17 protein-coding genes and 6 pseudogenes are annotated in these 22,514 nt (G+C 68.0%); 7 read left to right on the top strand and 16 right to left on the bottom strand.

Going from position 1 to position 22,514, the window contains the following annotated elements; translation table 11 throughout:
- The first annotated feature begins 169 nt into the window (after positions 1-169).
- Complete coding sequence (locus AS594_RS34385) at positions 170-1,264, top strand: carboxylate-amine ligase (RefSeq protein WP_069930981.1); 1,095 nt, start codon at positions 170-172, stop codon at positions 1,262-1,264.
- A 76-nt stretch (positions 1,265-1,340) separates the two neighbouring features.
- On the opposite strand, the gene AS594_RS34380 is transcribed toward AS594_RS34385, so the two are convergent.
- The 5 genes from AS594_RS34380 to AS594_RS34360 all read right to left on the bottom strand — a co-directional run bounded on the left by AS594_RS34380 (position 1,341) and on the right by AS594_RS34360 (position 6,390).
- Positions 1,341-2,270: a methyltransferase domain-containing protein gene (locus AS594_RS34380; RefSeq protein ID WP_069774687.1), complete on the bottom strand. Its 930-nt coding sequence runs from the start codon at positions 2,268-2,270 to the stop codon at positions 1,341-1,343.
- A 69-nt stretch (positions 2,271-2,339) separates the two neighbouring features.
- Positions 2,340-3,299, bottom strand: a complete 960-nt coding sequence (locus AS594_RS34375) for an ornithine carbamoyltransferase (protein WP_069774688.1) — start codon at positions 3,297-3,299, stop codon at positions 2,340-2,342.
- 28 nt (positions 3,300-3,327) lie between these two features.
- On the bottom strand, positions 3,328-4,368 hold the full coding sequence (locus tag AS594_RS34370) for an ornithine cyclodeaminase family protein (RefSeq protein ID WP_069774690.1): 1,041 nt from the start codon (positions 4,366-4,368) through the stop codon (positions 3,328-3,330).
- A gap of 124 nt (positions 4,369-4,492) precedes the next feature.
- A complete protein-coding gene (locus AS594_RS34365; protein WP_069935730.1) occupies positions 4,493-5,419 on the bottom strand; it encodes a diiron oxygenase in 927 nt (308 codons plus the stop codon).
- Positions 5,416-6,390 carry a pyridoxal-phosphate dependent enzyme gene (locus AS594_RS34360; RefSeq protein WP_167368085.1) on the bottom strand — a complete coding sequence of 325 codons (975 nt, stop codon included), beginning with the start codon at positions 6,388-6,390 and terminating at the stop codon, positions 5,416-5,418. The genes AS594_RS34365 and AS594_RS34360 overlap by 4 nt, the downstream gene beginning before the upstream one ends.
- 616 nt (positions 6,391-7,006) lie before the next feature.
- On the opposite strand from AS594_RS34360, the gene AS594_RS44940 reads away from it, so the two are divergent.
- Complete coding sequence (locus AS594_RS44940; protein WP_069774693.1) at positions 7,007-7,192, top strand: hypothetical protein; 186 nt, start codon at positions 7,007-7,009, stop codon at positions 7,190-7,192.
- Between the two features lie 25 nt (positions 7,193-7,217).
- Here the strand turns inward: AS594_RS44940 and AS594_RS46595 are convergent.
- Together AS594_RS46595 and AS594_RS34350 are read right to left on the bottom strand one after the other, a co-directional pair.
- Positions 7,218-7,580 (bottom strand): annotated as a pseudogene (locus AS594_RS46595) (fic family toxin-antitoxin system, toxin component); the annotation flags it as partial.
- The gene (locus tag AS594_RS34350; RefSeq protein ID WP_069774695.1) at positions 7,580-7,819 is read right to left on the bottom strand and encodes a hypothetical protein; all 240 of its coding nucleotides are present in this window, start codon (positions 7,817-7,819) and stop codon (positions 7,580-7,582) included. The gene AS594_RS34350 and the pseudogene AS594_RS46595, both read right to left, overlap by 1 nt.
- Before the next feature lie 382 nt (positions 7,820-8,201).
- On the opposite strand from AS594_RS34350, the gene AS594_RS34345 reads away from it, so the two are divergent.
- The 3 genes and pseudogenes from AS594_RS34345 to AS594_RS34325 all read left to right on the top strand — a co-directional run.
- Positions 8,202-8,633 (top strand): peptidoglycan-binding protein, encoded by a 432-nt coding sequence (locus tag AS594_RS34345; RefSeq protein ID WP_069774696.1) that lies wholly within the window; start codon positions 8,202-8,204, stop codon positions 8,631-8,633.
- Positions 8,634-8,784: 151 nt separating this feature from the next.
- Positions 8,785-9,226: pseudogene (locus tag AS594_RS43315) on the top strand (transposase); the annotation flags it as partial.
- A gap of 74 nt (positions 9,227-9,300) precedes the next feature.
- Positions 9,301-10,271 (top strand): annotated as a pseudogene (locus AS594_RS34325) (IS3 family transposase); the annotation flags it as partial.
- Here AS594_RS34325 and AS594_RS43310 read toward each other — a convergent pair.
- From AS594_RS43310 to AS594_RS34285, 9 genes and pseudogenes are all read right to left on the bottom strand, one after another.
- Positions 10,267-10,814 (bottom strand): annotated as a pseudogene (locus AS594_RS43310) (transposase); the annotation flags it as partial. The pseudogenes AS594_RS34325 and AS594_RS43310 overlap by 5 nt on opposite strands.
- 1,246 nt (positions 10,815-12,060) lie before the next feature.
- Positions 12,061-12,231, bottom strand: a complete 171-nt coding sequence (locus AS594_RS44935) for a hypothetical protein (protein ID WP_167368083.1) — start codon at positions 12,229-12,231, stop codon at positions 12,061-12,063.
- A gap of 26 nt (positions 12,232-12,257) precedes the next feature.
- Positions 12,258-12,614: a PRC-barrel domain-containing protein gene (locus AS594_RS34310; protein WP_069774705.1), complete on the bottom strand. Its 357-nt coding sequence runs from the start codon at positions 12,612-12,614 to the stop codon at positions 12,258-12,260.
- A 573-nt stretch (positions 12,615-13,187) separates the two neighbouring features.
- Complete coding sequence (locus tag AS594_RS34305) at positions 13,188-14,006, bottom strand: alpha/beta fold hydrolase (RefSeq protein WP_069774706.1); 819 nt, start codon at positions 14,004-14,006, stop codon at positions 13,188-13,190.
- Positions 14,007-14,256: 250 nt separating this feature from the next.
- Positions 14,257-14,538: pseudogene (locus AS594_RS34300) on the bottom strand (transposase); the annotation flags it as partial.
- Between the two features lie 94 nt (positions 14,539-14,632).
- Positions 14,633-14,845, bottom strand: a complete 213-nt coding sequence (locus AS594_RS48065; RefSeq protein ID WP_176733061.1) for a helix-turn-helix domain-containing protein — start codon at positions 14,843-14,845, stop codon at positions 14,633-14,635.
- Between the two features lie 492 nt (positions 14,846-15,337).
- A pseudogene (locus tag AS594_RS48060) lies at positions 15,338-15,776 on the bottom strand (transposase); the annotation flags it as partial.
- Positions 15,777-16,096: 320 nt separating this feature from the next.
- A complete protein-coding gene (locus tag AS594_RS34290; RefSeq protein WP_069774775.1) occupies positions 16,097-16,915 on the bottom strand; it encodes a hypothetical protein in 819 nt (272 codons plus the stop codon).
- A complete protein-coding gene (locus tag AS594_RS34285; protein ID WP_069774712.1) occupies positions 16,912-17,532 on the bottom strand; it encodes an ATP-binding cassette domain-containing protein in 621 nt (206 codons plus the stop codon). Before AS594_RS34285 ends, AS594_RS34290 begins: the two co-directional genes overlap by 4 nt.
- Before the next feature lie 1,167 nt (positions 17,533-18,699).
- On the opposite strand from AS594_RS34285, the gene shc reads away from it, so the two are divergent.
- Both shc and AS594_RS34270 read left to right on the top strand, forming a co-directional pair.
- Positions 18,700-20,688 carry a squalene--hopene cyclase gene (shc, locus tag AS594_RS34275; RefSeq protein ID WP_240509163.1) on the top strand — a complete coding sequence of 663 codons (1,989 nt, stop codon included), beginning with the start codon at positions 18,700-18,702 and terminating at the stop codon, positions 20,686-20,688.
- 173 nt (positions 20,689-20,861) lie between these two features.
- Positions 20,862-22,271, top strand: a complete 1,410-nt coding sequence (locus AS594_RS34270; RefSeq protein WP_069930984.1) for a cytochrome P450 — start codon at positions 20,862-20,864, stop codon at positions 22,269-22,271.
- The last annotated feature ends 243 nt before the right edge of the window (positions 22,272-22,514 follow it).

Here is a 22,514-nt window from a genome sequence, read left to right as displayed (position 1 = left end):
CCGCGCGTGGAATGGCCCAGTATCCAGCGGGCAGGAATGGGCTCGAGGACAACAGGCCTGGGAGGCCAGACGTGAGGCGGAGACCTCTTCAGGTTCAGGACGGTCGGCATCATGGAGGCGAGTGGTGCCAGGCGACGCGACCGCGACCGACTCCTCGGCGGAGCACCGGATGACCACTTTCGGAGTCGAGGAGGAGTACCTGCTGGTCGAGGCGGACAGCCTCTCGCCGGTGCCGTGGAACAGCCGGGTGCTGTCGGGCGCCAGGGGGCTCCTGGGGAGCGGTCCGGGAGATCTGTCGCCCGAACTGTTGCGGGCGCAGATCGAGATCGGCACTCCGGTGTGCAGGGAACTCGACGAGGTGGCCGAGCATCTGGGGAGGATGCGCCGTCTGGTGGGCGAAGCGGCGGCGGCCGCCGGATGCCGGGTGGCGGTGACCGGAGCGGGGCCGTACCGGGGGCCGGGCCCGGCCCTGGTGACGGAGGGGCCCCCGTATGAGGATCTGGCCGGTGACACGCCACCACTGATCCACGAACACATGATCAACGGCATGCACGTCCATGTGGGCATCGAGGACCGGGAACTGGGGGTCGGGGTGCTCAACCGGTTGCGCCCCTGGTTGCCGGCGCTGACGGCCATGGCCGCCAACTCGCCGCTGTGGGACGGACGGGACACCGGGTTCTCCAGCTGGCGTACCATCGCGTACGGGCGGTGGCCCGTCGGTGGTCCGCCGCCGTTGTTCTCCGACGCCCGGGATTACCGGGTGCGCACGGCGGGGTTGATCGAGGCGGGCATGATCCGCGGCCGGGGTCAGCTGTACTGGCAGGCGAGGCTCTCCGATCGCTATCCGACGGTCGAGATCCGTGCCATGGACACTCAGCTGGGGGCGGAGGAGGCGGTGATGTTCGCCGGCTTGCTCAGAGCGTTGACGACGATCCTCGCGGGGCAGATGCGACAGGGGTCACCTCTCGTGCCGGTACCCCAGGAGCTGGTGTCAGCGGCCGTGTGGCACGGCGCGCGCGATGGTCTGGAGGGAACCCTGCTCGATCCGGTGCGTCTGCGGCCGGCACCGGCCGCAGACGTCGTCACGACACTTCTGGAGTACGTTGCTCCGGCGCTGAAGGATGCCGGAGACCTGGACCGGGTGGCCGGGGCCCTCGCCCGCCTGCTCTCGGACGGGACGGGCGCCGCGAGGCAGCGGGCGGCCTTGGAGCGGGGCGGCCCTTCGGCGCTGGCCTCGCTGCTGACGGCTGGCACCCGCTTCTGACCACCGGGCTACGGCAGGCCGGATCGGCACCCGCGCCGGGCGGGGCCGATCCGCCGGGGACCGGCGGAGTGCGCTCTCACCAGTGGTTGCGGTGGTCCGCTGCGGGCAGGTCCACCACCCGCACCGCCCCCGGCCAGAGGTCTGCACCCGCGTCGTCGAGGGTTTCCAGCCGGGGGGTGGACGAGCGTGCCGCTGTACGCAGGAGGTCCATCAGCCCCTCACCCGTGAGTTCGTCCGGGGTCTCGGTGGTCTGCGCTGGGCCGGATCCGGCCCAGCGGCAGGCCAGTCCGGTGATGAAGTAGGCGGGGGGTTCTTCCTCACGACGCCACAGCACGGCCTCCCCTCGCTCTTCGAGCGTGGCCGTGCGCTCCATGTGCCGCACGGTGAAGTCCCCGAGGTCGAGGGGGCACAGCGTGACGGTCCGGATGCGGTATCCCGCATCGCGCAGCATTCCTACGGCTGCGGCCGGACTGGAGTAGCTGCCGATGGTGAGTCCCAGGTCGCAGCGGAGCGCGCGGGCGTGCGCAATGATCGCGGGCGCCCACCTGAGCCCGTCGGGGCCCGCGGTGATCGACCGCTTGTCCTCGGCCTCCTCGGCCATCGGCACGTACGGAGGATTGCTGGTGACGACCAGCGGCCGGGGCACGGGCTGCGGTGCGGTGGCCAGTAGCTGCCGGGAGTCCAGCAGCGAGAAGTCCGCCTGCGCGAAGGTGACGCGGGCGCCGGGCCTCTCGGCCGCGTGGTGCTTGCCCGCCCAGGTGACGCTGTCGGCGCTCGCGTCGATGCCGTGGACGTGCCCTGCCCCGGAGCGGGAGATCGCCGCGGCTGCCGCGCCGCTGCCCGAGCCCAGGTCGAGGAGTCCGCAGCCGGGTGTGACGAGGTCGTGTCCGACCCAGGCTCCGGTCTCGGTGTCGGCGGGTTCGAAGAAGATTCCCTGTGAGGGGGGTGGGACGAGGTCGGCGTCGGTGAGATGGGTGTAGCCGCTGACGCGCGTCAGGTGTGGCATGGGGGGCCTTTCCGATGCGGTGGATTTCCCGTTGCGGTGGATTTTCCTGATGGGCGGGTGGGTGGCTGCTCAGGCCGTAAGGCCGATCGCCCATTCGAGAACCGCCATGGCGCTGGGGAGTTTCATGGCCGCCTGCGTCCAGGCCAGTGAACGCGGGCCGTCGAGGACGCTGCCGGACACTTCGTCGCCCCGATGGGCCGGCAGATCGTGCAGGAACGACGCCTGCGGGAAGCGGCGCATCAGTACGTCGTCGACGTGGAAGGGCCGGAATGTCTCGCGCCAGTTCGGATCGGGTTTGCTGGTGCCGGTGGTCTGCCAACGCGTGGTGTACACGATGTCGATGTCGGGCGGGGCCAGCGCCGGGTCGTCGACCTGCTCGATGACCGCCCCGACCGCGGCGGCCCGCGCCGCCGCGGCCTTCAGTTCACTCTCCGGCACTTCGTATCCGCGCGGCGTGGCACACACCAGGTGTGTGCCTGGCACCGTGGCCAGTGCGTGGGCCAGAGCCACGGCGGTGTTGTTGCCCTCTCCCACGTAGAGCACTTTGACGCCCCTGAGGTCACCGTGCGCGAGCAGGAGGGTCGCCAGGTCACAGAGTCCTTGGGTGGGGTGCTCCTGCGTGCTCATGGCGTTGACGACCGGGATGCCGCCGTAGCGGGAGAGGTCTTTCATTTCCTCCACGGGGGCGGCTGTGCGGGCGGCGAGCAGGTCGAGCATGGATCCCAGGACCCGGCCCGTATCGTGCACTGACTCCCCGGTGTTCAGCTGAAGGTCGTGCGGACCGTAGGCGATCGGTGTTCCGCCCAGGCGGATCGCGCCCACCGTGAAAGCCGTCCGTGTCCTGGTGGAGGTCTTGGTGAACAGCACACCCACCGCGCTGCTCTCCAGGGGCCGCTCGTGCGCACGCGGGTCGTGGAACAGTTCCACGGAGCGGGCCGTCAGGGACGCCACCTCCGCGTCCGTGAGCTCGGAAAGGGAGAACAGCCCTTGCTCCGCGCGGGGCCGGGGCGGTGCGTAGTAGTCCTTCATGCGTTCACTCCAGTCGCGAGACGGATACTCAGAAGAGCGACAGCTTCTGTCCCAGGCCCTCGGCCTCGGCGACCCGTCGCACCTCGGTCAGCAGGCCCACGTCGAGCAGGGACATGCCGAAAGGGTTGCTGACCACGTGGCCCGTTGACGGCCGTACCGCCGGCACGGCACCTGTGAGCACCTGGCCCAGCGTGCCTTCCAGGGCCCGTCCCGCACCTGATGACGGGCTGTGCGAGGGGGGCAGGACGTTCCCCTGCCCCATCAGGCGGCCCAGGACACGGCGTGGGTTCTCGGCCACGAGTGAGACATCGTCGACGTAGAGGGCCTGCGCGGTGGAGAAGACATCGGGCAGGAGGTCGTCGAGCGAGATGTGGGCCACGAACGTGCCGGAGCCCAGCCAGCGCGCCGGTATGTACCCCTTGTCGGTCGTCGTGGTCGTCAGCAGCACCGGCGCGGCACGCACCGCCTCCTCGGTGTCCTCGTGCACCCGTACACGCAGTCGCGGATGGTGCTCGTGTGTCCACCCGGCCAGGACACGGGTCCGTGTGCGGTCCAGGTCGTGCAGATGTACCTGGGCGACGCCGGGGAAGGCCCCTGCCAGGAGGTCCAGGTGCGCCCGCGCCAGGGTTCCGCATCCGATCACCGTCAGGGCGTCCCAGTCCGCCGGCCCCAGGTGACGCAGGCTCACCATGGTGTAGGCCGCGGTGCGCGCCGCGCTCAGCCAGCCGGCCTCCGCCAACACCGTGGGGCGGGCGGTCTCTGGGTCGAACAGCATGCTGATCCCGGCCGCCCGTTCCCGTCCGTGCGCCGGATTGCTGGTCGCCGCGTTGATGAGTTTGACCCCGTACGCCGCGGGGTGGCCGACCTGGGCGTCGATCGACCCCAGCATGGCGAGCGACCGGCAGTACGCGCCCTCGGTGTTGGTCCAGGGCAGGTAGCCCTCCGGGGGCAGGTGGGTGCGGCCTTCGGCGTGCCGCCGCAGGATCTCCTCCGTCACGGCGCACAGGTCCACCCGCGCGGCACACTCCCGTACGGCATCCCGGTCGAGAAACAGCAGTTCTTCCCTCATCGTCCATCTCCTCACAGCACTCACAGGAGCCTTCGGTCTCTCGGCGGCACGCGGGACCCCACCCCGCCGAACCCCGGCACGGGCACGAGCGCGTGATGGTGATCGCCGTACGCTGCCGGAGCCTTCAGTCCACAAGTCGTGCGGCGGCGAAGGCGTCCCTGGCGCCCGGTACGTCGAGGACCCTGTTGTCCTCGAAGAGCCGGAGGCTGTGCCTGGCCGTGTCCCGGATGCCGGCGTCCACCCGGTCGTCCGGGTAGCTGTCGTCCAGCACCTCCTGCGCCTGGGTGCCTGTGAGCCCCGCGGCCACGAGCGAACGGCGTAGCGGTTCGAGGTAGGGCAGCAGGCTGCGACGGATGAGTTCCGGCAGGCACCGCGCGGCGCGTACGCGCACCGAGGTGTCCTGCCGGGTCCACAGCTCGCCGAAGAAGCGCGAGAAGAACACGTGGTGCCTGCCCTCGTCCTTGGCATGGTCGCGCACGATGTCGCGGACGAGACTCAGTACGCGGCCGTCCCGGGGGATGTCGTTCAGCAGCGCGGTGATCAGCGTCTCGAAGACGACGACCTGCAACAGCTGGGCCAGGCCCGGTTGGCCGGGCATCAGCTGTTCACCTGCCGCGTCGAGCCGTCGCAGGAACGGCTGGAAGTCGTAGGGCAACGGTGCGGTACCGCAGGCGGTGGCGATCTGGTCCACCGCGTCCAGACTGTAGAGGGAGTGGTACGCCTCGTCGCAGTAGATCCGGTATGCCTGCAGGCGTACGGACCGTGCCGCGTCCACGCCGCTGTGTCCCCCGGCGATCTGCTCGGTCGCTCGGTTGACCACGCGCGTCTCGAAGTGGGAGGTGAACTCCAGGTACTGGAAGAGGTGACGTGCCAGGAGCGCGTCTTTGCTGTGTTGCGGCAGCGCACTGACCAGCGGATGGTCCCAGTACGGCACCAGATGAGGCGGGAAGAAGAGCCGTCCGCTGTACAGCTCCTCCCGCAAGAGGCGCCGCGGCCCCGCCCATACACCGGACGACTCGTACCAGTCGTCTCCCAGTCCCGGCACGCTCATCGATTCCGCACCTCCATACCGGTCGGCGGGCAGCTCACTTCCAGGACCTCGACGCCCTCGCACGGACCGGGCCCCGTGAGGGCCTGCCGCCCGCGCCAGCGCGGGTCGTACACCGTGCCCTGGTACCGGTTCGCGCCGTCGGGGCACAGGCAGGCGACCGTCTCGCGGGCCGGCACGGCACGAAAGAGCCGCATGGCCGCGGCTATGGCGGCACCGGAGCTGGCGCCCACGCCCAGCCCAGTGGTCGCCTCCAGCCAGAGACAGGCGTGGACGGCGTTCGACGCGGGCACCCGCAGGGTGGGCCGGTGACCGTGCGGCAGGAATTCCGACGGCCGGCTCGCCCCGATGCCGGGCAGAATGCGTTCACTGCCCGCACCGCCCAGTGCCGCGGATCCCACCACGTCCACGGCGGCCAGTTCCCAGTCCGGCCGTGCCGATCGGGCGAAGTCCCGGAATCCGGCGAGCGTCCCGCCCGTGGACACCGCCACGACCACGCTCATCGCGCGCCGCGACGTCTGTTCCCACAGCTCGGGAGCCGTCGTCTCCCGGTGCACCCGCGGACTGGCCGGATTGCGGTACTGGTCGGGCCAGACCAACCGCGGCTCGGCGAGCAACCGCTGCTCGACGTACGAAAGCCGGCTCAGCAAGTAACCGCCCGCTCCGTCCGGCTCATCGATCATCACCACATCGGCGCCGTGAGCCCGGACGGCCTCGACGAGCACGGCGCTGCTCCGGACGTCCATGACCGCGGTGAAGGGCACCCGGTGCGACGCGGCGACAGCGGCCAGCGCCACCCCGAGATTGCCGGATGTCGACTCGATGAGCCCCACCTCCGGGGTCACCCGGTCGGCGACGTCCGCCCACAGCGCCCGCGCGGTCCGGCCTTTCACCGAGCCGTGTTCGCCCCGTGACTCCAGCTTCAGCAACAGCGTCCGCGGCTGCCCGTCGACGAGCATCCCTACCGTCGCCAACGGGGTGACCATCGGGGCACTCGGTGGTCGGGGCACTCGCTCCTGGTCCGGCTCCACTCAGCTGTCCCCGTCGACGCGGAAACACCCCAAAAGCAGAGAGGAAGGTATGGGAGGGGCCGGTGCAAGGAACACCGGGACGCTCAATTCCCTTGCGACTACGGATCGTTCATTGATCGTAGGCATGGAGTCATCGTTGGCCAGGGACACGGATATCGCAAGGGTGCCTTCGCCGAACCGTCCTCTCCGGCCGAGCGATGGTCGTCCGCTCGTCGGATGCGCCCCGCAAGGAAGCCGCGCACGAACACCTTCCGAACGCTCCTGTCCGCACCGGGCGCCCGCCCCTGTCCGGCACGGTCGAGAACCGTACCTGTTTCGACTCCGCTGTTTCACCCCCGCGCGGCCGGCACGACCGGTCGGCCCCGAGATGACCTCTGGGCCGTGTCAGCTTCTCCCGATGCATACGAAAGTCCTGGCCTGCCCCGAGCCGTCAAGGCTTTCGTAGGGTGAGGGGACTCCTGCCTCACCCTCCGACAATCGCATGAATAGGCACAAGAGCGGCAAGCCGGGTGATCCACTGGTCTGTGAGACGTGTTTCCCGAATTCAGACTGGAGTGTCATGCGTATCCGCACTGCTTTCGCTGCTTTCGGCCTGCCTGCTGCCCTCGTCGCCGACGCAGGAGGAATCACCGCAGCCGACGACCCCGGCGGCATCAACACCGTCACCGGCAACGGCGCCTCGCAGATCTACGGCGACACGAGCACGCAGCCCGGCCTGGTCCAGGGCACGCCGAGCCAGCCCTGAGTCTTCCGGCCGGTCGAGAACACCTCCAGGAACGCAGCAATGTCGCGATCTGCGCAGCGGTACAGGTCGGGTCCAGGAGACGATCCCTCAGGGCAATGGCGTCGTCGCGGGTGGGCTTGACCGCGATGCCGGCGGCTTCCAGGTACATCACGCCGGTCGCGGCGGCGACGGCGAAGTTGGAGCGCTCCAGCCAGCGGCACCGTCCCAGGGTGTGCACCAGGGCGGCTGCCTTGGCGTACGAGCCGTCGTAAACCGACTGCTCGAAAAGCTCGGCCCTATGGCGAGCGACTGCCGACACGGGGACGCCATAGTCGTCAGGAGCGGGATCGTTGGCGCCGGCAGCCTGGGCGACCTACACAATCCGGGCAACATGGATGTGCAGCTCCATCAGGCGGCGCGCTCACCCCGACGGGTTTCCCGGGCATCCTCGGTCTCGTCGAAGACATCCTGATGCTCGGCGAGGAAGCGGGCGGCTGCGTCCACGGCGCGCGCCCGCACGCCGCTGGCGTCGTCCTGAACGAGGCGAGCGAGGTAATCCCCGATGCTCAGCCCCAAGTCAGCGGCACGCTTCTTCGCAAGTTCCGCGACATCCTGATCGACCCGGGCACCCAGCTGCGTTTCAGCCACACCAGCACGGTAACAGCTGTTACCAAACCTAGGAGGGCGGTCCTGACGACGACCAGCCACCCCCGGACCCTGCTTCCTACCGGCCTCCCACTGGGTGACAGCAGGGCCCCGTGGCCCTCCAACCTGTCAGCAGGGACAGCCATGACCGTGACAGTCAGCAGCCCACCCCGTGGGCGCCTCACGGCAACAGGCTGGTCACCAGATAGCAGCCATCGTCAACACCGACCGAACACGCCACCAGGCACGACCAACCCACATCGACTGACACCCAACCAGCGCCACCAAGACACCCCTTCACACGCCGATACGCCAATAGGGTGAACCCGCACGCCTGCTAAGCGTCGAAATGCGAGCCGCTGCGAGCAGGCTTAGCGTTGCAGTCATGACCACAACACAGACACGAGACGCCATCTACTACGTCGTAGACGGCGACACTCTCTCCGAGATAGCCGAGCATTTCGGGACCACAGTCGCGAAGCTCCAGCAGCTGAACAACATTCCGGACCCCGACAAGATCCGCGTCGGGCAGCGCCTGGTCATCTCCCACTCAGGAAACGGCTTCGTGCCGTTCCCCGGAAAGCAATGGTTCCACCACCAGCCGAACAACAAGGTCGTCCTCGCGATGGCTCATCGCCTGAAGCAGGAAGGCTGTGGCACCTACCAGCCGCCGGAGCCGGACAAGAAGTGGTCGTCGGCGGACAAGGCCTCGTACAGCAAGTGGCAGAAAAAGAATGGGTTCGAGGGCTCCGACGCGGACGGCTTCCCGGGGAAGCTCACCTGGGACAGGCTTGAGGTTCCCACACCTTCCGCCTGACCGTGCGGCGTGAATTCGCCAACTAGAAAGAACGCCTGAGGGCTTATGCCCCGGGAACCGAAAACAAGGCCGGTCGGCTCGTAGCCGACCGGCCTTGTTGAGCGGGACTGTAAATCGTTCGGTGTAACTCCCGATCATGGAAGATGCATCGATGACCACTGAGAACGTGTCCGAGTCCGAGACCGCCGAGCCCACGAAGGCTGCGTCGGCGAAGGCCGCGGACGACCAGTTGCTCGACGAGCTGGTGGGCCGCGCCCAGGCCGAGGGCCTGCATTTGACCGGCGAGGGCGGGCTGCTGCAGCAGCTGACCAAGCGGCTGCTGGAGTCCGCCTTGGAGGGCGAGATCACCGACCATCCATCTCGGTTATGACAAGCACGACCCGGCGGGCAAGAACGGTGGCAACTCCCGCAACGGCACACGCTCCAAGACTGTGCTGACCGACGTCGGTCCGGTGGAAATAACCGTGCCCCGCGACCGCGACGGCTCCTTCGAGCCGAAGATCGTCAAGAAGCGGCAGAAGCGCCTGACCGGCATCGACGAGATGGTCATCTCGCTGGCCGCGAAGGGCCTGACCACCGGCGAGGTGCAGGCCCCACCTGAGGTGATCCCCGTGGTGTGGACACACCTGACAATGGATCTTGTTGATCATGGAAGGTGTAGATCCACGTGGCAAGGCCCTCGCAGTACAGTGCGGAGTTCCGGTCTGACGCGATCGCGTTGTGGCGGGCCTCGGCCGGCAGGCGGACGTTCAGGGACGTCGCGGCCGATTTGAACGTCAACCCCGAGACTCTGCGGACCTGGGTGCGTGATGCCCACGACCGTCCGGCCGTCTCCGGCACGTCGCAGGACACCGAGGCCGAGCTGGCCCGGCTGCGGGCGGAGAACGCCCGACTGGCCAAGGCGGAAAAGGAATGGCAGCTCGAGCGGGAGATCCTGCGACGGGCAGCCGCCTATTTTGCCCGGGAGATGAAGTGAAAACCGCCGCTTGGGACTTCGTCTCCGCCCAGGTCGAGATGTTCGGCATCAAGCGGATATGCCGGGTGCTGGAAGTCGCCCGCTCGGGCTACTACCGGTGGATCGCCGGCGCCCAGGCGCGGGCGGAGCGGCAGGGCGCCGAGGACACCCTGGTCGAGGAGATCCGCGAGATCCATGCCGAGCACCGTGGGAACTACGGGGCGCTTCGAGTCCACGCCGAACTGCGCGGCTTCGGCCACACGGTCAACCGCAAACGGGTGGCCAGGCTGATGCGCAAGCACGGCATCATCGGCCGCCACCTGCGGAAGAAGAAGCGCACCACGATCCCGGACCTCCTAGCACCACCGGTGCCGGACCTGGTCCAGCGGGACTGCACCGCCGGCGCACTGAACGAGAAGTGGTGCGGCGACATCACATACGTGCAGGTCGGAGCCGCGTGGCTCTACCTCGCCTGCGTCATCGACATCCGCTCCCGCCGGGTGCTCGGCTGGTCCATGGCTCCGCATATGCGGGCCGAGCTCGTCATCGACGCGCTCCAGGCCGCAGTCGCAGCCCGTGGCGGGCAAGCCGCCGGAGTGATCTTCCATGCGGACCGCGGATCCCCATACACGTCCGCCGCGTTTGCCCAAGTCTGCAACCGCTACGGCATCCGCAGGAGTAGGTGGGTGCGGCCTGGTCCTTCTCGGAATGGCAGGTGATCAGCGTGGCGTCGATGTCCAGGACCAGGCCAGGCACCTCCCGTCCGCCCGCTTTCGCCGCCGGTATGCCGGAGCGTGTCTCGCACGCCTGCAGCCAGGCCACTTCCCGGGCCTGAGCGCGCGCCGACCGCAGACGGTCCAGATGCGTTCGTCGACGGCGGCCAGCAGCCGCCAGGCAGTCGCTGTGGAGGCGACCGGGCCGAACACCTCGCCCTGGTCGCGCAGCACAGCCAGGTCCGCGATCGCCTCGCCGCCATCAGCCACCATTACCGCGAGGTCGGTGGCGATCCGGCCCGGGTCATGACCAGTGCCGCGTGGCCGAAGCGGTCCGAGCGCGGTGGAGTACGAGCTGGTCAGTCCGGTGGCATCGGCGAGATCAGCCAGTAACCGTGATCCGGCGTGACCAACCACCCCCGCACCGTCAGCGGAGACGTGGAGCCTGGGACGCGAACCGATACCCTGCACGCAGAAAGTGCCTTCCGCTGGACCGACAGAACCCCTCGACAAGGTTCATCGTCCCAGCTCAGAAGGCACTTTCGCGTTAGCCGAACGCGGCCTCGTCGACGACGTCATCGACCCCGCCGCGACGTGCTCATCAGCGCACTCGCGATGCTCCGCGAGAAGCACGCCCCCCTGCCGGTGCGACAAGCACGGGAACCAGCCGGCATCACGGACACGGAAGGCCCCTCGCTCTCCCGCCCGTCCTCCGTGCTCCACGTCGTCCGCGGACATCCGACAGAGAGGAGCTGGCCGCGGTGGCCGCCGTGCTCGCCGCCACCGCCGGCACCCGTAACGCCCGTACGGCACAAAGTTCTTCCAGCGCCCCGCGCAGTGCGCGATGGACCGACCGCTGGCACAGAAGCAGTTCGCCGCGCTCCTGGGTCACGCGGCAGGGCGGGCCGGCCGAGGACGGACTGCCGCGCACGCGAAAAGTTTGACCGTACATGCTTCTCCCCCATACGGGGGAGGTGGATGGCCCCGTAGGTTGAGGTGCGGCGACGCCCCCGTGATGAGAATCGATCACATGCCGAGAGGGAAAGTACTACCCGATGTGCCGCGCTGGGCCGTCCTCGCCGCCTACGCCGTACCGCTGGTCACCCTGCCGTCAGGGTTGTGGCGGATCGCCCTGGTCGCCGGGCTCCCGGTGGCCTCGGATCCCGGTCCGTACCGGCTGGGGCGTGCTGTACGTCCTGACGCTGACTGCGGTCTCCGAGGCGCTCGCCCTGCTGACGCTCGGTCTGGTGCAGCCGTGGGGCGAGGTCGTGCCGCGCTGGATCCCGCTGCAGCGGCCGGCACGGCAGTTTAACCAGCAACGTCCCGACACCACTGGCGGCGGCACCGCGTTCGCACGTACAGAACCCCGCCATCGAGAAGGCGCTGGAGGGCCACGTGCAAGATCAAGGCACCCGCCCCCGCACTGCAGCTGTGCTCGCTGAGCACGTCCGGCAACAACACCAACCCCAGCTGACAAGCAGGCCAACCGACCGGAAGCACCAGGCTGCCCCGCTGCACGAGGGCCAGCCGCCCGTCGAAGACGAACCGGACCAGACTCCGACCACGCCCGCCATCCGCCACCCAGCTGCCGCCAGCCGGGCAGCGACCAGGGCGCCAGCGGCAGCGGGTGCGCTGGTCGAATCCCCGCACGGTCTGCGGTCGGCCACGCAGTGAGCGAGGTCGGGGTAATGCGGCCGCGTGGTCAATGCCCAGCGGCCTGGCACGTCAGCCCGCCGTGTCGCTGGTCGAGGCGGGCTGCTCAGCGCAACGGGCGGCGTCGGCCGGAGCGCCGTAGGTGCAGACCGAAGTAGACCAGGGCCGCGACGAACACCGCGATGCCGATGATCAACAGGTAGAACAAGCCTTCCACGAGGACACCGATGAAGCCCAACACGATTGCCGCGATGACGAGGATCAGGAAAAACGTCATTACTTAGGACCTCCTTGACGGGCCGGTCAACGGCGGGCGAGCTGACGCTCCCCGTTCACACCCGGCTGGTACGCCAGGCCGTAGTGCGCGAAGACCGCCGCCTCGTCCTCGGCGGGCAGGACATCGTCCGTGCCGATCGACGGGCACTTCTTCACCAGCGATCGGTCGTAGTCGACCTTGACGTAACCCGGTCCGACCAGCGCGCCCGCCAGCGGGACGAAGACCAGGTGGCGCCGGGTGGGCAGCCCCACCTGGACAGTCGCCATGGCCGGCTCGTCGGTGCTGGTGTCCACGTAGACCGCTTCCAACACACCAATCTTGTGACCGCCCACATCGACGACATCATGGGTGCGCCACTCACGGATATCCGCGATCTGAATCATTGCTGGATTCCCTCTCGCGCAAGGTGCCCGAAGCCGTTCCACTTCACAGCCTGCCCCGTAAAGACCGCCCACACCAGCTTGGACACTCGCAATTCCCCGCACCATCAAGCCTTTGACAGCCCGGTCGACGCTGAGGGTGCAGGTGTGGCCACCTGCAGACGGGAGGGTGTCCGCAGTCGGCAACAACACACGGCGCGTACGGCTCAGCCGCTACCGACCTGGACCGTGGCCTCTCGGCACTGAGGGGCACAGGATTAACGGCTTCGCCGCGGTAGATGGCGACGGGCGAGTCCTTGCCCCGCCACCAGATGTCGGTAACAGGCTGCCCCGAAGCGTGCCGCGCTCCTATTCCGCTGCGGTCAGCCAGCGCTGCGGTAGCGGGTCAGAGCCGGCCCACTGAGGGCCGTGCCGATCAGCCCAACCATCAGAGCCGCGATGGCCCCGAGTCGCCTGGCGCTCATGGTGTAGACGCTGGCGGCGGCCGACTGCACCGAGGCGCGTGGCCGCCGGTGCCGGTCATCGACACTCGGGGTGGGATGGCGCAAGCGGCCGCCGATGAACGCCGCTTGAGGATCAGGACGGCAGGGTCTCGCCGTCGACCTCGCGCCAGAAAGCGTCGACCCGTAGGTTGAACAAGTCCGGGGATTCCTGGAACGGCTGGTGGGCCTCCTCCGCCATGACCTCGAAGCGGGCGCCCGGGATGGCGTCGGCCACGACCCGCCCGAGCCGCGGCGGCGTGGTGATGTCCCGTTCGCCGGCTAGGACGAGGGTCGGTGCGGTGATGCCGGACAGCCGGTCGAGCGTGTCGTGCCGCATGAACGGCTCCAGTTGACGCTGGAAGGCATCGGCGGACTGCGGGTACGGGAAGGCGAGGGTTTCGTCGATGATCCGCTGCACCGTGCCATCGGCATGGGCGCGCGGCGTGTACATCCACAGAAAGAACGCCTCGAGCACGGCGCGCTCGTTGGGCGCTTCCGTCACCAGCCAGTGCCAGAAGCGGGCCATCGTGGTGAAGTAGGCGTCCGCCCGTGCCCAGGTACTCATAAGGACGAGGCTGCGGACAGCCTCCGGGTGACGGAGGGCCAGCTCCTGCGCGATCGCGCTGCCACCCGAGAAACCGGCGACATGCGCCCTGTCGACCCGGAGCCCCCGGAGCAGCTCCGCGGCGTCGTCAGCCATCATGGCCACGGACAGGGGCCCGTCGGGCAACGGCGTCCGCCCCGACCCTCGGTTGTCGAAGGCAATGACCCGGTACCGGCCCGACAGCCCGTCGAGCTGCTCCTGCCACGCCTCGGCGGGATCGCTCAGCCCCGCGATCAGCAGGACATCGGGCCCTTGGCCACGGCTCTCGGTCCAGATCGTGGTTCCGTTGGCTTCTACGTACTCACCCATGGAATACACCTCCCGCCCTATCGTCTCCTCTGCCGGTCCGTAATCGAATACCGCCGCGCCGCACGCGCTCCTGAACCTTCGGCCCTCCGCTCCACATGCCCGGCCGGTCACGAACACCTACACCGCTGGAGCGTCTAGTAGGTCGTCGATTGCCTTGGGCGGGTCTGTCAATCGAACGGTGTAACGAGGGTGGTTGGGGTTACTGACGGGCTGCGGAGAGTCGGCCGTCGAAGGTGATGTCGAAGGCGTTCAGGGCAGTCTTGCCTCGTGTTCCGTTGCGGCTGTTCCCGCCGTTCTTCCCGGCCGGGTCGTGCTTGTCATAGCCGAGGTGGTCGGTGATCTCGCCCTCCAGGGCGGACTCCAACAGCCGCTTCGTCAGGTGCTGCAGCAGGCCGCCCTCACCGGTCAACTGCAAGCCCTCGGCCTGGGCGCGGGCCACCGACTCGTCGATCAGCCGGTCGTCCACCGGCCTCGAGGGCTTCGGCTCAGACGGCTCGACGTTCTCGGCCTCAATCACGTTCTCACTGGTCATCGGTGCATCTTCCTTGATCGGGAGTTACACCGAACGATTTACAGTCCCCGACCTGGGTGTCGTCCAGCTTGGGTGGGCGTCCGGTGGCTGCCCGTCACCGCAAGGCCGAAGCACCGCCTTGCTCCCACACCCGCCGCCAACGCCGCACACTCTCGGCACACACCCCCACCGCCCTCGCGATCTCCGCGTTCGAGACGCCGCCCTCGAACAACTCGACTGCCCGAACACGACGCGCCTCCGCCAACTGAGGCCGCGACAAAGCAGGAAGGGAAGAGCCGGCAACCGAAGAGGAAGGTTGATATGCCACCCCGACAGCCTCCCACCCACACGGCCACCACACCCACTGAACTTACGAAAAGATCAGTAGAGCGTATTTCAGAAGTGGAACCCGCCAAGGTTGAGAGCCTGATGGGTGACTAGAGTCAGCTGCATGGCAACACCAGTGCTTCAAGCAGTTGAGGCGGACGGGACGACCCGTCCGAGGACCAGCTGCACGACGTGCTTGCTGATATGAACCTCGCATGTCGATTTGTCATCGTGCGGCGGCTCGATTTGGAACCCGCCGACCAGCATTACATGCAGGTCTTTCTCAATGACGACCTGAGCTATCAGGTGAAATAGGGCGAGGGAGGGCCGGACAGGCACTTCCAGACATGGGTACCTCGTGGGCACGGTGTCTTCACAGTGGAACCTGTGGCTGAGGTGCTCCAGGGCTGGGCATGCGGGCGACCTGGTTGGCGTGAGGCTCATTCCTGGTTCCCGTGGTCACCCTCAGAGCCATGCGCCCGTCAACACCCCCTCACAACCACTCGTTGATGGCTGCAACCAGAACAGTCGCTTCGTAGCGGACGGCTAGTTTGTCGTACCTTGTGGCTACGGCGCGGCGCCTTTTGAGACGGTTGATACCGCACTCGACCGCGTGTCGGGCTTTGTAGTCTTCCGGGTCGAACTTCGGTGGCCGGCCGCCGCGAGAGCCGCGGCGCTTGCGGTTGTTGGACTGGTCGGCCTTGTCCGGGATGGTGCAGCGGATCCCGGCGGCGCAGGTAGGCCCGGTTCTTGCGGGAGGCGTACGCCTTGTCAGCGTGCACCCGATTGGGGCGGACGCGCGGCCGGCCCGGCCCGATGCGGGGCACGCGGACCTTCTCCAGCACGGGTTCGAACTGCGGCGAGTCTCCGCGCTGCCCCGCTGTAACCACGATCGCCATGGGCTTTTGACCTTGCTCGACGGCCAGGTGCAGCCATCTTCCGCCCGCCAGCGCCGCCACGGCCCAGGAAGGTATCCCATCACCGCAGGCACACGCCTGGCGTCGTCATCGAGCACGTTTGCTGCAACGACCGTCGGCCGGGCAAGGAACGGTCCGGCATTACTCTGACGACGCCCTTGATGTCGGCGATGCGGCGCCCGGCCCTCCGGAAGCGAGCTACCCGGCCATCCCCTGCCGTCATGGAGCGATGCCTGCCAGCGCGAGTGGTGCCAGGCATCGACGACCTCTTGGTCCATCCGCAGGGTCTCAGCCCCGTGCGGGCACTAGCGCCCCGCTTGTCAGGCCATGTCCTGCTAGGTCGTACTTGAGTCGGCCCGCAGGCACAAGTCGGCTGACGACGAGGCCGTGATGAGCTGGCCGTAGTGGCGGGTGCGTAGGCAGAAGGTGAGCAGGGCCAGAAGGCTGGTGGCCGCGAACCAGTACAGAGCCCGGGCCGCGCAGGTGAAGGAGGCCGTGTGGGTGAAGGAGGCGGCCAGGGCCGCCTGCGCGGGTCCGTACAGCGGCAGGGCACTCAGAAATGCCTGGTCACCAGCAGGGTTCGAAACAGGGCTTTGCATGGCGACATCGATCAGCGTGGCCATCACCACGACGAAGAATCCTTCCAGTTCGCTACGCAGCAGGTAGCCGGCCATGATGCCCAGTCCTCCGTAGGCCAGGATGGCCGCTGCCAGGGCGGCGGCCACTGCCCCAGGTTGGGCCAGTGGCCAGGACAGCCGCAGCAGGCCGAGGGTGTAACAGGTGAGCAGTGCAGTGACGACGAGGAGGGCGCCAAGTTTGGCGGCCAGCAGCTGCAACCGGGGGTAGCCCGCCAGAACCAGGCGCAGGTCCATGTCCCGGGCGCTGAAGGTAGCCATAAACATCATGAAACCGGCGATCACCGCGACTGCGTGCAGCGAGCTGGAGACCTGGATGGTGCGGTTCATCGACGCGACCACGTCGATGCCCAGTGCGCTGCTGTTGAAGGTGATGTTCTTGTTTAGAGCGGTGGCACGGACCAGGTAGATCCAAGTCGGGATAAAGAAGGCAATCATGGCCATCGCAAGGCGGTTGCGCAGGTGACCGGTCAGCGTGAAGCCAAAGGCCACCGTGAATGCCGTCCACTGATGCCTCATCGCGGCACTCCCTCCTCGTGCAGGCGGCCGTCGCGCAGATGGTGGACGGTGTCGAAGTGCTGCAGGTCGTGCAGCAGATGGGAAACCACCACCACCGAGCGCCCTTGGCTGCGCAACCGCCCTGCCAACTGCCAGAATCGCTGATGCGTGTCCCAGTCGAAGCCCTGGTACGGCTCATCGAGCACCAGCAACGGCGGATCGTGCATGAGCGCCAAGGTCAGGTTGAGTTTCTGCCGGGTGCCGCCACTGAGCTCCCCCGCCCGGGTGCGACGCTCGCCGCCGAATCCGAGCAGGTCCATCAACTCCCAAGCGTGATCCAACCGGGGCAGCCGGTAGGCAACCTGGAACAGCCGCAGATGCTGAGCCACAGTGAGCGTGTCATTGACCACCGCCTGTTGCGGGCAGTACCCGAGCGCACCGAACCGCTGCACGGAGCCGCAGTCTGGCATCAGCTGTCCCACCGCGATACGCAGCAGCGTGCTCTTGCCCGAGCCATTTTCGCCCACTACGCCGGCGAGCATGCCAGCCGACACCGTCAGGTCAGCGCCGCGCAGCACCGCCCGTCGGCCGTACGCCTTGTGCACCGCCCCGATGTGCAGCCGCCTGTCTGGAGCCATGTCGTTCCATCCCCCACCACCTACCGCACAATCAACGTCCGCCTGCACAACGGGAGCAGACCGCACGCAGACACGGCTGATCGGCATCTGCCCAGACACGGGGACACAGCCGGGAGGCGGGCAATCGTGCACGCCGCAACACGGCAGGCCCCCTGAGTGCCGTCGAGCAGGCTCACCACGGCCGACGGGGGCGGCGCGGTTCAGTAAATAGTGAACTTCGCAAGGAACGTCTCGTTTACCTGCCGTGACAATGATCATCGTAGGATCCGGCCGAACGAGACTGGCGCAGCATCTGAGCCTGTACTTCGCTCCTCCCGTCATGCCCGTCATTGCTGGAAGCGCAGTCAGTTGGCATACCACCTGGCCCCACTACGACGGCCTTCTGTGGGGGTTAGGGGGAAGCAGTTCCTGGGCACTGCTGTGTGCGGCCCTGGCCTGTGCCGGGGTCCGCTTGGGATGGTGGCCCGCCCCCTTTCCTTGTCAGCGCAGACACCGGCTGATGCTCCTGGCTGCGAGCGTCCTCGCCGCAGCAGTCGTATGGCTGATCTGCAGGCGCTTGGGGGCTCCCGCTCCACTGCTGGCCCTGGGAAGCACGGCCCCTCTACTGGCAGCCCTCCTGCTCGCAAGCACCTGGGCGAGCAATGTCTCCCTGCACACCAGCGCGGCAGCCGCCAGCATCACTCTCCTTACCCTCCATCTGGGCGCCGGCTCGGCCCTGCTGTACCTTCTCGTCGCAGCGATCGGCTGGTCCCGCCTGCATCTGCGCGTCCACACGCTGGACCAAGTCCTCGTGGGTGCGGTGCTAGGGGCAGCGACATGCGTGGCCATGTTGTATTTCGGCCCGTAAGCGGACCCAGCCGTGCCTTGCCTCCCTCGCTGTCCACTCCGCCGACACGGCCCCGTGAACGCGGTGGGCCATCGCCGAATCTCTGAGTGAGCATCTGCGGCTGCGGGTCCACGCCCACTGCTGGTTTCCCCCGTTCGGCGAAGAGGCCGATGTCGTGTCCGGTGGCGGACGCCGGGCCCGCTCGACCGTCATGGAGAACACGTTCGGAGTAACGATCATTTGTGGCGCCGCTGGGATCTGCCTCACGTCGTTGGAGCGGTGAAGCACCAGGAGCAGCCGCTCCTGGTGCGCCCCGACTGTGAGGCCCCTACCTGATGCGCTTGTCCCACCGCACTCTGTACGAGGCGGACACCTGGAACGATGGCCCCGCCCGCGGGCGGACAGCGAGTCGACTGGCTGAGCGCGCGACCGCGCTGGCCGTTCGGCATCTGCTGTCCCGCCAGAATGCTGAGGGCTGGTGGAAGGGCGACCTCGAGTGCAGTGTGACGAGCGACGCCGAAGACCTGCTTCTCCGGCAGTTCCTCGGGATCCAGGACGAGAAGACCACCCGTGCCGCCCGCCTGTTCATCCGCGGCGAGCAGCGCGAGGACGGCACCTGGTTCACCTTTCATGAAGGGCCAGGCGACCTTTCCACCACCATCGAGGCGTACGTTGCCCTGCGGCTCGCCGGAGATGCTGCCGATGAGCCGCACATGGTCAAAGCGGCGGCGTGGATTCGGGTGCACGGGGGCATTGCTGCCAGCCGGGTCTTCACTCGCATCTGGCTCGCGCTGTTCGGCTGGTGGAAGTGGGAGGACCTGCCGGCGCTGCCTCCCGAGCTGATCTTCATGCCCAAATGGTTCCCGTTCAGCATCTACCGTTTCGCCTGCTGGGCCAGGCAGGCCATCGTGCCGCTGGCTGTCGTCTCCGCCATGCGCCCCGTACGGCCCGCACCGTTCCGGCTTGACGAGCTGCATACCGAGGTGGGCGTGCGTGGTCCTGCCGGGGCGGGTGCTGTGGTGAGAGGTTGGGACAGGTTCTTCCTGCGCCTGGACAGGGTGCTGCACGCGTATCACAAGGTGGCGCCGCGCCGGGTACGCCAGGCCGCCATGAACAGGGCGGCGCTTTGGATCATCGAGCGCCAGGAGATTGACGGCTGCTGGGGCGGCATCCAGGTGGATGCCACGTATTCGTTGATGGCCCTGCACCTGCTCGGCTACAAGCTGGAGCATCCGGTCATGCGCGCGGGTCTGGCATCGCTGGACGCCTTTGCCGTCTGGCGCGAGGACGGCTCCCGCATGATCGAGGTCAGTCAGTCGCCCGTGTGGGACACGAGTCTGGCTGTCAGCGCTCTCGCCGACGCGGGCGTGCGCCCGGACCATCCGGCCCTGGTCAAAGCCGCTGACTGGATGCTGGAAAAGCAGCACCGCCAGCCCGGAGACTGGGCCGTCCGCAGGCCGGGCCTCGAACCGGGCGGCTGGGCCTTTCAGTTCCACAATGACAACAACCCGGACCTCGACGACACCGCCGAGGTCATCCTCGCGCTGCGCCGCGTTCAGCACCCCGACCCGGTACAGGTCGATGCGGCGATCGGGCGTGGCGTGCGCTGGAGCCTGGGCATGCAGTCCAAGAACGGTGGCTGGGGAGCCTTCGACGCCGATAACACCAGCGCCGTCGTCGGCCGGCTGCCGTTCTGCGACTTCGGGGAGGTCACCGACCCGCCGTCCGCCGACGTCACCGCCCACATCGTGGAAATGCTCGCCGTCGAGGGCAAGTGCGCTGACCCGCGCACCCGGCGCGGCGTCGAATGGCTCCTGGCAGAGCAGGAGGCGTCCGGAGCCTGGTTCGGACGCTGGGGGGTCAACTACATCTACGGAACCGGCTCGGTGGTCCCCGCGCTCATGGATGCGGGGCTGCCCTCGGAGCATCCCGCAATCCGCCGCGCCGTTACCTGGCTTTCATCCGTCCAGAACGACGACGGGGGCTGGGGCGAAGACCCCCGCTCCTACCGGGACCAACGGTGGGCCGGACGTGGCGCATCCACCCCTTCGCAGACTGCGTGGGCGCTGCTCGCGCTGCTGGCGGCCGGCGAGTGGCAGAGCGAGAGTGTCGAGCAGGGAATCGGCTGGCTCGCCCAGACGCAGCGTGAAGACGGCACGTGGGAAGAGCCGTACTTCACCGGCACCGGTTTCCCCTGGGACTGCTCTATGAAATACCACCTCTACCGCCAGGTGTTCCCTCTCATGGCACTCGGCCGCTACCTGCACAAGCAACCGCTGGAACGGCCCTTTGACGAAACCACGGGCGTACCGTCGTCACGACGGCCTTGACTAGCGTCCTGGAGATGCCAGCCAACGCGCCCCTGGCGGCCGGTGGCGACTGAGCTCGCATTGGCGGAAGTGGGCGGGATTCCTGACCGGCACCGCAGTATGACTGACGAGCCGCCGGGGCCGCAGTGCTGGTGTCCCGCTTGGACGGAACCGTTCAGGAGTCGGCTCGTTGGCTGAGAGTGCCCCCTGTCGCGTTTCTTCCCATTGCCGGCCCGCGTGGGCTGCCGCTGCTCGGAAACCTGCCCGCCTTCGGCCGGGACCCGTTGGCGTTCCTGGTGCGCCTGCGCGACGACTTCGGGGACGTGGTGACCTGGTCGCTCGGCCCGATGCGGATCATCTTCCTCTCGCACCCCGAGCACATCGCGGAACTCCTAGGGGCCGACGAACGACGCTACGAGACCCCGGACGTCGGCTGGTCGTTCAGACGACTGGTCGGCGACAGCGTCATCCGCAGCCAGGGTGCTGACTGGCGGCGCAAGCGGTCCCTCGTCCAGCCGACGGTCCGCCCCCGCCAGGTACGCACATACGCGACAACGATGGTCGACTGCGCTTCGGCGCTTGCGGACCGCTGGCAGGACAGGGAGCGGATCGATGTGCTGCGGGAGATGACTCTGCTCACGCAGCGGATCGTGGTCCGCACCCTGTTCGGCAACGACGTCGGGGACCAAGCCCGCGCGCTCGGCGACGCGATGTCGGTGGCCGGACGCGAGATCGGCGCCGAACTGCGCGGGGTCGGGCTGTTCCTTCCCGTTTGGGCCCGCACGCCCGCTCGGCGGCGTCTGCTTGACGCCGTCGCAACCGTCGATGCCGAGATCGATCGACTCATCCGCACCCGACAAGCCTCTCAGGGCGTGGACGGCGAGCGCGAGGATCTGCTGAGCAGGCTGCTCGCAGCCCGGGACGAGACTGGCCGGCCGCTCACCCCCACGGAGGTGCGGGATGAAGCGGTGACCTTGTGGGTTGGGGGCCACGAGACCACCTCCACGGCGCTGATGTGGTCCTGGTACCTGCTGTCGGCATCCGCGCATGCCCAGGCACGACTCACCGCGGAGCTCGACCGCGTCCTGGCCGGGCGGCCCCCCACCATCGACGACTACGAGCAACTGACCTGGACACAAAAGATCATCAAGGAAGCGCTGCGGCTCTATCCGCCCGGATGGATGATCCCTCCCAGAGTGGCGCAGGACGGCGCTGTCCTCGGAGGAAGCCCGGTCCCGGCCGGGACCATGGTCTGGTGCAGCCAGTGGGTCACCCACCGAGACCCCCGCTGGTTCCCCGACCCCACGGCCTTCCGACCTGAACGCTGGGACGACAACCCCCAACAGCCGGTGCACCAACACGCCTGGTTTCCATTCGGCGGTGGCCAGCGAAGCTGTCTCGGCGCGCGGTTCGCCCTGGTCGAGGCAGCCTTGGTCCTCGCGACACTGGCCCAGCGCTTCCACATCACCGTCGACCCAGGCGAGGTGACTCCCACCGCCGGCCTACAGCTCCAGCCAGCCACATCGCTGAAAGCCACGTTGCGAGCCCTTTCTGCTTGCCCGCCCGGCGGGCAAGCTAGGACGGTCCCCACCTCATCGTCCTGACCGCCCAACAGCAGTTGACCTGCCCGCCTGGGCGAGCAGGGCCCATTCCGCGACCGTGGTGTCGGAGGGCCTCGACGACCGAGCGCGCGGCCAGGCGGGCCAAGCAGGGGCTGGAGAACAGGTTCATCCATACCCTCGCGGTCCGTCAGCGCGGCCGATGCGCCCGGTGCGGTCTCGACCTCGTCGAAGGAGCCGAGTTCGAGCCGGACAACATCCACGACTGGGTGTCCTGGTTCAACTCGG

This window comes from Streptomyces agglomeratus (assembly GCF_001746415.1).
In the GTDB taxonomy this organism is placed as follows: Bacteria; Actinomycetota; Actinomycetes; order Streptomycetales; family Streptomycetaceae; genus Streptomyces; species Streptomyces agglomeratus.
This window is presented reverse-complemented; position numbering and strand designations above follow the sequence as displayed.

What these genes read in the sequence shown, in the direction of transcription:
- AS594_RS44935 (WP_167368083.1), bottom strand. Translation starts at nt 12,231, where the DNA reads ATGACGTTTTTCCTGATCCTCGTCATCGCGGCAATCGTGTTGGGCTTC.
- AS594_RS34365 (WP_069935730.1), bottom strand. Translation starts at nt 5,419, where the DNA reads ATGAGCGTGCCGGGACTGGGAGACGACTGGTACGAGTCGTCCGGTGTA.
- AS594_RS34290 (WP_069774775.1), bottom strand. Translation starts at nt 16,915, where the DNA reads ATGAGGCATCAGTGGACGGCATTCACGGTGGCCTTTGGCTTCACGCTG.
- AS594_RS34285 (WP_069774712.1), bottom strand. Translation starts at nt 17,532, where the DNA reads ATGGCTCCAGACAGGCGGCTGCACATCGGGGCGGTGCACAAGGCGTAC.
- AS594_RS34305 (WP_069774706.1), bottom strand. Translation starts at nt 14,006, where the DNA reads ATGGGTGAGTACGTAGAAGCCAACGGAACCACGATCTGGACCGAGAGC.
- AS594_RS34385 (WP_069930981.1), top strand. Translation starts at nt 170, where the DNA reads ATGACCACTTTCGGAGTCGAGGAGGAGTACCTGCTGGTCGAGGCGGAC.
- AS594_RS44940 (WP_069774693.1), top strand. Translation starts at nt 7,007, where the DNA reads ATGCGTATCCGCACTGCTTTCGCTGCTTTCGGCCTGCCTGCTGCCCTC.
- AS594_RS34380 (WP_069774687.1), bottom strand. Translation starts at nt 2,270, where the DNA reads ATGCCACACCTGACGCGCGTCAGCGGCTACACCCATCTCACCGACGCC.
- AS594_RS34310 (WP_069774705.1), bottom strand. Translation starts at nt 12,614, where the DNA reads ATGATTCAGATCGCGGATATCCGTGAGTGGCGCACCCATGATGTCGTC.
- AS594_RS34375 (WP_069774688.1), bottom strand. Translation starts at nt 3,299, where the DNA reads ATGAAGGACTACTACGCACCGCCCCGGCCCCGCGCGGAGCAAGGGCTG.
- AS594_RS34345 (WP_069774696.1), top strand. Translation starts at nt 8,202, where the DNA reads ATGACCACAACACAGACACGAGACGCCATCTACTACGTCGTAGACGGC.
- AS594_RS34370 (WP_069774690.1), bottom strand. Translation starts at nt 4,368, where the DNA reads ATGAGGGAAGAACTGCTGTTTCTCGACCGGGATGCCGTACGGGAGTGT.